The organism is Streptomyces sp. S6 (assembly GCF_054880855.1).
In genome coordinates this window covers 1-8,335 of record NZ_JBTYMC010000294.1, presented here as the reverse complement: position 1 = coordinate 8,335, position 8,335 = coordinate 1, and the positions used below count along the sequence as shown (strand labels likewise).

Annotated in this window: 7 protein-coding genes and 1 pseudogene; 1 reads left to right on the top strand and 7 read right to left on the bottom strand. The window is 72.4% G+C overall.

Going from position 1 to position 8,335, the window contains the following annotated elements:
* Window positions 1–254, bottom strand: a pseudogene (locus ACVNF4_RS28765) (ATP-grasp domain-containing protein); the annotation flags it as partial.
* 180 nt (window positions 255–434) lie between these two features.
* Between ACVNF4_RS28765 and ACVNF4_RS28760 the strand changes: the two are divergent.
* Window positions 435–1,811 (top strand): glycoside hydrolase family 26 protein, encoded by a 1,377-nt coding sequence (locus ACVNF4_RS28760; RefSeq protein ID WP_461805804.1) that lies wholly within the window; start codon window positions 435–437, stop codon window positions 1,809–1,811.
* A 25-nt stretch (window positions 1,812–1,836) separates the two neighbouring features.
* On the opposite strand, the gene ACVNF4_RS28755 is transcribed toward ACVNF4_RS28760, so the two are convergent.
* From ACVNF4_RS28755 to ACVNF4_RS28730, 6 genes are all read right to left on the bottom strand, one after another.
* Window positions 1,837–2,946 carry a GNAT family N-acetyltransferase gene (locus tag ACVNF4_RS28755; RefSeq protein WP_461805803.1) on the bottom strand — a complete coding sequence of 370 codons (1,110 nt, stop codon included), beginning with the start codon at window positions 2,944–2,946 and terminating at the stop codon, window positions 1,837–1,839.
* Complete coding sequence (locus ACVNF4_RS28750) at window positions 2,943–3,647, bottom strand: YveK family protein (RefSeq protein WP_461805802.1); 705 nt, start codon at window positions 3,645–3,647, stop codon at window positions 2,943–2,945. Before ACVNF4_RS28750 ends, ACVNF4_RS28755 begins: the two co-directional genes overlap by 4 nt.
* Entirely contained in the window at window positions 3,644–4,777 is a 1,134-nt protein-coding gene (locus ACVNF4_RS28745) for a glycosyltransferase (RefSeq protein WP_461805801.1), read from the bottom strand. The genes ACVNF4_RS28750 and ACVNF4_RS28745 overlap by 4 nt, the downstream gene beginning before the upstream one ends.
* Window positions 4,774–5,517 carry a polysaccharide deacetylase family protein gene (locus tag ACVNF4_RS28740; protein WP_461805800.1) on the bottom strand — a complete coding sequence of 248 codons (744 nt, stop codon included), beginning with the start codon at window positions 5,515–5,517 and terminating at the stop codon, window positions 4,774–4,776. The genes ACVNF4_RS28745 and ACVNF4_RS28740 overlap by 4 nt, the downstream gene beginning before the upstream one ends.
* On the bottom strand, window positions 5,501–7,237 hold the full coding sequence (gene murJ / locus ACVNF4_RS28735) for a murein biosynthesis integral membrane protein MurJ (protein WP_461805799.1): 1,737 nt from the start codon (window positions 7,235–7,237) through the stop codon (window positions 5,501–5,503). Before murJ ends, ACVNF4_RS28740 begins: the two co-directional genes overlap by 17 nt.
* Window positions 7,234–8,335 (bottom strand): O-antigen ligase family protein (locus ACVNF4_RS28730; protein ID WP_461805798.1); only part of this gene is annotated, 1,102 nt, incomplete at its 5' end. The genes murJ and ACVNF4_RS28730, both read right to left, overlap by 4 nt.

The following is an 8,335-nucleotide window of genomic DNA, read 5'->3' as shown; positions in this document are numbered from 1 at the left end:
GGCCGCTCGACGCGCGCGGCGACCCGCAGCAGCACCGCCGCGATCTCGGCGTCGGCGGCCCCGGGGAGCGGCGGCGGATGCAGCTGCCGGACGAACCGCGAATGGCGTACGGGACTTCCCGCCACGTCCGCGACGAGGTGGACCTCGACCCCGGCGCGGCCGAGGGAGCGCACGGCACCCAGCGTTCCGTGGTGAAAGGGATTCCGGTCGATCCGCAGCAGCACTGCGGGGACGCGGGTGTCGAGCAGGGGCACGGGGCAATTCCTTCGGTTCGTTCACCGGTGCGGGCGAGTGGACCACTCGAAAGCCGTAACGGCGGTGGCGTACTTCCTTTTCGTATGACTTACATGTGACTGTCTGTCAGGAATTCCTGACGCTGTCATAACGCGCGAATGGTGCGGTCATCACGCGTGAGAGTGGAGAAAGGAGCAGGCATGGCCCCACGAAAGCGACGCGTCCGGTCCCGGCGGCTGGCCGTCGTGGCGACGGCTGTCGTCGTATCGGCCACCCTGGCCTCCGGTCCTGGTTTCGCCGCGGCTTCGGGGGTGGTGCGGAGCGCCGATCCGCCCGCTCCCGCGTGGTGGGACAGCGGCCGGTGGTGGGGGGACGGCGGTGAGGACCCGGCCCCTGCGGCGGACCCCGCCCCCGTAGTACCCGTAGCCCCCGTAGTACCCCCGGCCGAGGCCACCCCGGCCGGTACGAGCCCGGCTCCCGCGACCCCGGTCCCCGCGAAGAAGTACCCCGCCTTCGGCGCCTACCTCGACTACGGTCCCCGCGGTGTCTCCCGCATGGCCGAGCTGAGCCGCTGGCTGGGCGGTTCCGAACTGCGGGTCGGGCACACCTACCTGCCGGGCGACCGGTGGAGCAACATCGAGGGCGCCCCCGGCTTCCTCGACGTGTGGGCGGACTGGCGGCGCGAGAAGGACGACCGGATGTTCGTCCTCAACGTGCCGATGCTGGAGCGCAACGAGGAGGGCGTCCCCGACTCCGAGGTGCGCCGGCTGCTGCGGCAGGGCGCCGCGGGCGAGTTCGACCACCACTACAAGGCCCTCGCCGAGCGGCTCGTCGCCCTCAAGGTGCCGGACACGGTCATCGTGCTCGGCTGGGAGATGAACGGCACGACGTACACCCACCGGTGCGGTCCGGACCCGGAGTCCTGGAAGAAGTACTGGAACAGGATCGTCACCACCATGCGTTCGGTGCCGGGCCAGGAATTCAAATTCGACTTCACGCCGAGCCGGGGCCGCGACGCCGTTCCGTGGACGCGGTGCTATCCCGGTGACGACACGGTCGACATCGTCGGAATGGACTCGTACGACCAGCCCACCGGCCGGACGTTCGACGAACAGGTGACGGAGCCCTACGGCCTTCAGGAACACGTGGACTTCGCGAAGTCGCACAACAAGGCCATCTCCTATCCGGAATGGGGACTTTTCCGCAACGGCGACAACCCGGAGTACATGCGGCGCATGCTCGCCTGGATGGACGAGCACAAGCCGCTGTACAACACCGTCACCGACTACTGCCCGCACGGCGTGTGGCAGTGCGGCGCCAACCCGCGCTCCTCCGAGGTCTACCGCTCGATGCTGTCCGGCCGGGTGGACGAGCCGGTGCCGCCGGTCGAGCCTCCGGTGGTCCCGCCGGTCGAGCCCCCCGTAGTACCTCCGGTGGAGCCGCCCGTAGTACCCCCGGTGGAACCGAAGCCCGAACCTCAGCAGAACTGCTCGCCGGTGAACCTCGGCAACTGGGTCGAGTACTGGCTCGGCGGGAAGCTCTGCGTGAAGTTCGACTGGTTCTCCCGCAACCGGTGACCGCGCCGGTGGCGGCGGGCCCGCCTCAGGACCCGCCGCCACCGGACCGCTCCCCCCTGAACGACTCCCAGCGGTGCAGTAACTCCTTGCCGCGCCGCCGGGCCGCCACGTCGCACAGCGCCGCCGACAGCAGCGGCGCCGTGCGCCGGCGGGCCAGCAGCAGCCGCTGGTTGACGACGGGTTCGGGCCGCCAGTGGTGCTTGTACGGCTCGTTCCCGCGCAGCAGGCTCAGAGCACCCCGGGTCCGCTCCCGGGTGTGCTCGGCGCACGCCTCCAGCAGCATCACCGCGACGTCCGCCTTGCGCTCCCGCAGCCGCGGATGCGCCCCGTACAGATACCCCCCGGCCAACTCCCGGGACAGCAGCGTGAGATCGACGGCGACGACGTCGTCGTCCAGCCGGAACTCGGTGACCACCGCGTCCCCCGACCGCACCATCGGGCCGACCGACCGCACCAGGTGTTCGCAGAACCGGCGTTGCAGGTGCTCGGAGGTCACCTTCCGGCCCTGCCACTGGAGTTGGTGCAGTTCGAGGAGGCGCCGTAGCGCCGCGTCCACCTCGTCGGGCGCGACGACGCTGCGCTCGACCCCGAGCGAGGTCAGCTTGCGCAGCTTGGCCCGCACCCGCTGGGCCTTCGCCGAGGGGAGCCGCGCGACCAGTTCCTCCATCGGGACGGCGGGCAGCTCCAGGCACACCGAGTCGCCGACCCGGCGCCGGGGCCCGCTCCAGTGCTCGTAGACCCGCTCGACGGCACCCCCCGGACGCACCTCGCGGAAGTCGATGAGCGCTGTGCGGGCCGCCGCCGCGAGCCCCTCGGTCAGCGCGGCGACAGCCTCCTCCGCACGCTCGTCGTCGACCAGGACGTCCCCGTAGTCGGAGATCGCCCCGCCCAGCGGCACGAGCGCGGGAAACGGACTGCGGACGGCCATCAGCGGCGCGGCGGCCACGAGTTGACCGTCCGCGCCGCGCACCAGCAGCAGGCGCAGTCGGCCGCGCCTGCCGTAGGACAGCCACCAGGAGTGCAGCCAGGCGTGACTCTGGAACGGGGTCGCCGTCGCACACCGCCCGTACAGGTCGGCCCAGTCGGCGGCCAGCGCCGCGAACTCGGCCTCGTCTGCGACCAGTTCGGTCTTCATCGTGCCCCGTGGACGTCGACGGCGAGCGCCGGGCCGGGGACGGGAGCCTTGGTGTCGTCGGCAACTTTGGCGTCCCCGGCAACGGCCGCGCTCTGGAGCAGAGTTGCCTTCCCGTCGGCCGTGAGGCGCCGCTTCGGCCGCACCAGCAGCACCAGCCCGCCCAGCAGCCCGCCCGCGCTCGCGCCGACCAGTCCGGTGAGGGCCGGGGACTGGGAGGACGGGGTGGTCGGCTTCATCGCCCGTGCGAACGACTGGAGTTCGACGTTGGTGGTCTTCTCGGTGCTCTTCGCGTGCTGGGTGAGCGCCCGCGACACCGCGTTGGCCATGTCGGCGGCGAGGTCGGCACGCCCCGAGGTCGCGGTGATCGACACCATCGGGGCGTCCGGCGAGGTCGCCGTCTGCACGCTCTTCTGGAGCGTCGCGACCGGCACCCCGGCCCACACCTGCGCGTCCCCGAGCACCGCGAGCTGCGTGGCGACCCGGCCGTACGCCTGCGCGAAACCGAGCGCGGACGACGAGTCGGACTTCTCGGCGGGGACGGCGACGACGTACGCGGTCGCCGTGTAGACGGGCGGCTTCAGCAGGCCGTACGAGCCGCCGGCCAGGCCCCCGACGAGGGCGCCGGCGGCGAGCAGGGTCCACGGGGGGAGCGCCTTGGCGCGGGTGAGGACGGCGGGGCGGCGGGAGGTGTTCTCGGTCATGTGGCGGTGGCTTTCTGGGGTGACGGGACGGAGAGGGTGGTCGTGTAGACGTCCATGAGCCGCGCGGCGCTGCGGGCGATGTCGTAGTGGCGGGCGGCCTCGGGCGGGGTGCGCGGGCCGGAAGTCGTGGGTCTGCGCAGGGACTTGGCGAACGCCTCGACACCGCACGGCACTCGGTGGGCGTCCGGTGCCTGTGCGGGCAGGTCCTCGATCGCCGGGCACGACGCGTACCGCACCGGCAGCCCAGAGGCGAGTGCCTCGACTACCGCCAGTCCGAAGGCTTCTTCGGGCGAGGGCGACGCCAGGACGTCCATCGCGGACGTCAGCGACGGCAGGTCGGGGCCGGGGGTGCCGTCCGGGACGTACGGGCGCTCGCCGGTGAACAGGACCCGGTCGGCCACCCCCGCGTCGTGCGCGGTACGCCGCAGCACGCTCTCCTCGGGACCGCCGCCGACTAGCAACAGCCAGTGATCCTCGGGGAGTTGTGCGAGGGCCTCGATGACGACGTCGAAACGTTTCCCGGCGCTGAGGCGGCCGATCGCGCCGATCACGTACGCGTCCTCCGGCAGCCCCAGGCGCCGGCGTGTGCGGTGCCGGGACACCGGGTCGAAGCGGAAACGGGCCAGGTCGATGCCGTTCGGGACGACCTCGATCCGGGGCCCCGGCACCCCCCAGCGGCGCAGCCGGTCGGCGACCGTGGGGGAGACGGCGACCGTCGAACGGCCCAGCCGCTCACTCGCCAGGTACAACGCCCGCACACCCTGCGTGAGTTGACGCCCCTCCATCTGCGAGTCGCCCAGCGAGTGCTCGGTCGCGACGATCGCCTGCACCCCCGCGAGCCGCGCCGCGAGCCGGCCGTACACGCAGGCCCGGTAGAGGTGGGTGTGGACGAGGTCGTAGCCGCCCGCCCTGATGTGCTTCACCAGCCGGGGCAGGGCACCGAGGTCGCGGTTGCCGGCCATCCCGAGGTGCGTCACGGGGACACCGTCGGCGATCAGGCCGTCCGCGACCGCGCCCGGGTTGGTGAGCGTGACGACCTCGCAGTCGACCGGCAAGTGCCGGATCAGCAGCCGCAGTTGCTGCTCGGCGCCGCCGGTCCCCAGGCCCGTGATGATGTGCAGCGCCCTCACCGCAGCCCCTCCACCGGACGGCGGCGCAGCCGGTGCAGCCGGTACTTGAGGAACAGCCGGGCGGCGGTGTCGTTCTGCCCGACGTGCACGCGGGGCAGGGCGTGGACGCCGCCCAGGGCACCCGGGTCGATCGCGCACGCGTAGGCGTACCCGGCGGCACGGACCGCGCTCACCGCACGCTCGTCGATCGTCCCGTAGGGGTAGCAGAAGCCGGTCACCTCGGTGTCCAGCAGCTCTTCGAGGCGGGCCCTGCTCCGCGCCGTCTCCGCCGTGAGGGTCTCGTCGTCGGCCTTGGTGAGGTCGACGTGGGTGAGTCCGTGGGAACCGATCTCCACGCCGTGCGCCGCCGCCTCGCGGATGCCGTCCGCCGTGAGGAGCGGCTTGCGCGGGCCCAGCGGGTCCCAGGCGTTCTCGCCGCCGAGCCTGCCGGGCAGGACGAACAGGGTCGAGCCGAAGCCGTGGGAGCGCAGCACCGGCAGCGCGTTGTCGACGAAGTCCGCGTAGCCGTCGTCGAAGGTGAGGCCGATCAGGCCCTTGCGGTCCTGCGCCGCGAGCAACTCGGCCATGGAGACACCCCGCAGGCCGCTGCGCGCGAACCACGCGAGCTGCGCGTCGAGGCGCTCGGGGGTGACCGTGACGCGGTACGGGTCGTCGGAGCAGTCACCCACCGAGTGGTACATCGCCACCCAGGGAAGGGAGTTGAGGGACGGCCGTCTCGGGGCCTCAACGGGAACGGACATGAGCTGCCAGCCTTCTGGTCGCGGAACGGGCGGATCTCAGGACGGGCTCGACACCTTGGGCGTCCAGCGCCCAGCCGAGAAGGAGGAAGACGACGGTCACGGTCAGCCCCCCGGCCGCCAACCCCGTGACAGGCCCCCCGCCGACATGGCCGGCCGCGTACGCGCCGAGGACCGTCGCGACCAGCGCGGCCCGCACCGGCCGGCTCAACTCGTGCAGCACACCCCGGACATGGACCGGCACACTGCGCGGCCCCAGCCCGGCGAGCAGCACCAGCGCGGTGACGGTGATCCCGGCCGCGTTCGCCACGGCGATCCCGGTGACGCCGAGCGAGCCCACGGTCAGCGCGCCGATCCACGACGTCACCACGATCCCGGCCGCCATCGCACCCACCGGGTACCAACTCGGGCGCCCCGCCGAGAAGTAGGAGCGCACCAGCACGCCGGTGAGGGTCTGCCCGAGCAGGCCCAGCGCGTACACGCGCATCACCTTCGCGGTCGCCGCCGTGTCCTCCGGCGTGAACGCACCCTTCTGGAAAAGGAGTTGGATGATCTGCGGCGCGCACGCCACCACCGCCGCCGTCCCGAGGAGCACCACGCAGGTCGCCAGCGCGAGATCGCTCTCCACCCGCTTGCGGGCCCGCTCGGTGTCCCCCTCCGCGAGCGCCCGCGCGACCACCGGGAACGTCACGGTGATCAGCATCATCGACAGCAGCATCGGCATCTGCGCCACTTTCTGGGCGTAGTTGAGATGCGAGATGGCCCCCTCCGGGAGCCGCGAGGCGAGGAACCGCTCGATCAGCACCTGAGACTGCCGGCACAGCGCGAACAGCAGCACCGTCGCGAGCAGCGCCACGTTCAGCGCCTGCGGCTCCTGTCCGCCGGCCTTCTCCCGGACGGCGGTCCGCGCAGTCAACTTCTTCAGCAGCGAAGGCAGTTGGACGACGACCATCAACGCACCGCCGACCGCCACCCCGACCGCCGCCGACCGCACCCCCCAGTGCCCGCCCAGCACGAACATCCCGGCGATGATGCCGGTGTTGTACGCGACGTAGATCGCGGCGGGCGGCCCGAACGTCCGGTGCGCCCTGAGCGCGGCGCTGCAATAGCCGGCGAGGCCGAAGCTGAGGACACAGGTCGCCGTCAACCGCGTGCAATCGACGGCGAGTTGCGGATTCGACAACCCCGGCGCCAGCACCTCGACGACCTGCGGCGCCAGCCCGATGAGCAGCGCCCCGACCGCCACGAACGCGAGCGACAGCTTGGGCAGCGTCCCCGCGACGAGCGCCCGCACCGGATCCCCCGGCCCGCCTTGCGCCCGCCTCGCCAGCGCCATGCTGAACGCCGGGATCAGCGCGAACGCCATCCCGTCCTCGATCAGCAGCGTCGCCGCGAACTCCGGGATCGTCCACGCCACCAGAAACGCGTCCGTCTCCTGCCCGGCCCCGAAGAGCCGCGCCAGCGCCTGGTCCCGGACCAGCCCGAGCAGCGACCCGGCGATGGAGAGGGCGGCGGTGAGGACGGCTGCTCTGGCGAGGAACTTGCCGGTGGGGTGGGAGGTTTCGGGGGCGGGGGGTGCCAAGGCTGCGCCGTCGCCGGTCTGTTCACCGGTCCGCCCGCGGGGGACGGCCGGGTGGGCGTCCTCGTGGAGACGCCCACCCGAACCGCCGTCCTCTGTGACGACGTCGGCTCCGAACGACTTCCTCTCGGCCTCCGCCGTCATCGGGTGCCGGCCTCCTCGGGAGCCGACGGGCCGACGAGGGCCCACCAGGCGATGAGGCCGAGACAGACGGCGGTGAGGACGGTGGAGGGGCCGCCGATGTCGGCGTACATGAAGTCGGTGAGCTGCCAGACGGACAGCCCGCAGGCGATCAACGCGCACTCCTGGCCGCCCCGTCGGTGCTTACGGGCCCGGACCAGGTTGCGCAGGGCGCACGTCAGGAGAGCCAGCCAGCAACCCCCCAGCGCCAGCAGGCCGATCAGCCCCTGCTCGCTGAGGATCAGCAGGTACATGTTGTGCGGGGAGAGCAGCGGCTGCTTGACGTACGCCGACCCCGCCCCCTCCGTGTCGCTCCCGGAGGACAGCGCCAACGACGCGTGCGTGTCCCGGTGTTCGGGGAACCCCTTCAACCCGACGCCCGTCAGCGGCTGTTCGCGCCACATCCCGAGCGCGGCGGCCCACATGGTGTACCGGTCGGTGACGGACTGGTCCGGCGCGTCGGTGACCTGGGTGATGCTGCTGACCCGCTCCTGGAGCATCGCCGAGCCGACCCCGAACCCGCCGACCAGGATGATCCCGAGGGCGGCGACAACGGCCCCCGCCTTCAGGGCCCTTCGCAGCCCGGCCAGCACCAGCTGCACCGAGCAGGTGAGCGCCGTCGCGATCCAGGCACCCCGGCTGAAGGACAGCGCGAGCGGGACGAGCAACGCCCCCACACACACCCCCGCGATCAGCCGCTCCCGGGCGACGGACCGCCCGAGCGCGAGCCCCACCGCGCAGATCAGGCCGAAGGACACGACGGTCGCCATCCCCATCACGTCCTGCGGCCCGAACGTCCCGACCGCCCGGATCTCCTCGCCCTGGTAGGACGCGCCGGTGCCGGTGACGAACTGGTGGACGCCGACGGCCCCCTGCCACCCGGCGAGCGCGACGAACGCCCAGGCCAGCAGCCGGAAGTCACGCGCGTCCCGGACGAGCAGCAGCACGGCGGCGGGGACGAGGACGAAGATCTGGAGGTAGCGCCCGAGCCCGGTCGCCCCGGCCCCAGCCGACGACGCGCCGAGCGCCGCCAGCGTGAGCCCCGCGACCGGCATCCCGAAC

Bases quoted from the DNA above. Each gene is read 5' to 3' on its own strand.
- ACVNF4_RS28760 (WP_461805804.1), top strand. From the start codon at position 435: ATGGCCCCACGAAAGCGACGCGTCCGGTCCCGGCGGCTGGCCGTCGTG.
- ACVNF4_RS28755 (WP_461805803.1), bottom strand. From the start codon at position 2,946: ATGAAGACCGAACTGGTCGCAGACGAGGCCGAGTTCGCGGCGCTGGCC.
- ACVNF4_RS28750 (WP_461805802.1), bottom strand. From the start codon at position 3,647: ATGACCGAGAACACCTCCCGCCGCCCCGCCGTCCTCACCCGCGCCAAG.
- ACVNF4_RS28740 (WP_461805800.1), bottom strand. From the start codon at position 5,517: ATGTCCGTTCCCGTTGAGGCCCCGAGACGGCCGTCCCTCAACTCCCTT.
- murJ (WP_461805799.1), bottom strand. From the start codon at position 7,237: ATGACGGCGGAGGCCGAGAGGAAGTCGTTCGGAGCCGACGTCGTCACA.